This is a genomic window from Psychrobacter sp. 1U2 (assembly GCF_051847575.1).
The window spans coordinates 1-1,131 of the sequence record NZ_JBPYDC010000393.1; the positions used below are offsets into that span (position 1 = coordinate 1).

Annotated in this window: 1 protein-coding gene; it reads left to right on the forward strand. The window is 41.4% G+C overall.

From position 1 onward, the window contains the following. The first annotated feature begins 224 nt into the window (after positions 1-224). Positions 225-863, forward strand: a complete 639-nt coding sequence (locus ACS8FD_RS16080) for a carbonic anhydrase (RefSeq protein WP_439262197.1) — start codon at positions 225-227, stop codon at positions 861-863. The last annotated feature ends 268 nt before the right edge of the window (positions 864-1,131 follow it).

The window sequence follows — 1,131 nt, forward strand, 5'->3', positions numbered from 1 at the left end:
ATACTCTCTAGAGACTACTTCTAGTTTTTAATTGAAAAAATGACTTTAACACAATTTTTTTATCATTTTTTAGCCTCTATTCCTATACAATTACTTCATGGCTGACCAATATAATGAGCCAAAAGGCTTAAGAATTACTAATAGACCACGAGCTAAGTAATCGCTAGAAAATAAATCTAAAGCCATTTAATGCTCTAATAATTATCAATAATTAAGGACACTTTATGCCGAATGATACACGCCCAAAAACAGGTCAAGAAGCACTCGAGCTTTTAAAAGAAGGCAACGCACGTTACGTCGATAGCCTGACTAATACCGACCCCTGTATGCAAAGACGCCCTGAGCTTGTCAATGATCAAGATCCACTAGCGATAATTTTGGGCTGCTCAGATGCACGCGTGCCCGTTGAGATTGTCTTTGATCAAGGTTTGGGTGATTTATTTGTCATTCGGGTAGCAGGTAATGTGGTGGCACCATCACAAATCGGTTCAATCGAGTTTGCAGCCGAAAAGTTCGGTACCAAGCTGGTGGTGGTGCTCGGACATTCACACTGCGGTGCGGTGACGGCTTGTGTTGAAGCGCTTATCAACCCTGAGCAGAACTATACGCCCAACTTACAATCTATCGTCGATCGTATTCGCCCAAGCGTTTATAACTTGCATGAGCTTGCGACGGCCAATGGTCAAGACGTAGATGCGGACGAATTACTTGAGCGTTCTATCAGTGCTAATGTGCGTATGTCAGTCAGTCAACTAAAACATGGTTCGCGTGCGCTAGAAGATCTAACCAATAGTGGTCAGCTGCTTATCGTTGGTGCAGAGTATGACTTAGAGACAGGAAAAGTACGGTTTTTAGAGAACTAGTCAGTATCATAAGCTCAGCATATTAAAGACACGCTCTTACAAAACTTTATCAATAGTTTTATGAATTTTTATTACGATGAAGTGGCTTAGCAGATCGCTACTATAGTTACAGTGGTTTGCTAGCTTCCCAATCACTTTTTGTCACTTATTAGGATGATTATGTCTAATTTAGCTTCTAACTCGACAACCGACGACAACAAAGCAACGATAACTCAACCTACGAGTAGCGTAAATGCAAATGGTGTCCAATCCATCGCCGCTCAAACCA

Bases quoted from the DNA above. Each gene is read 5' to 3' on its own strand.
- ACS8FD_RS16080 (WP_439262197.1), top strand. From the start codon at position 225: ATGCCGAATGATACACGCCCAAAAACAGGTCAAGAAGCACTCGAGCTT.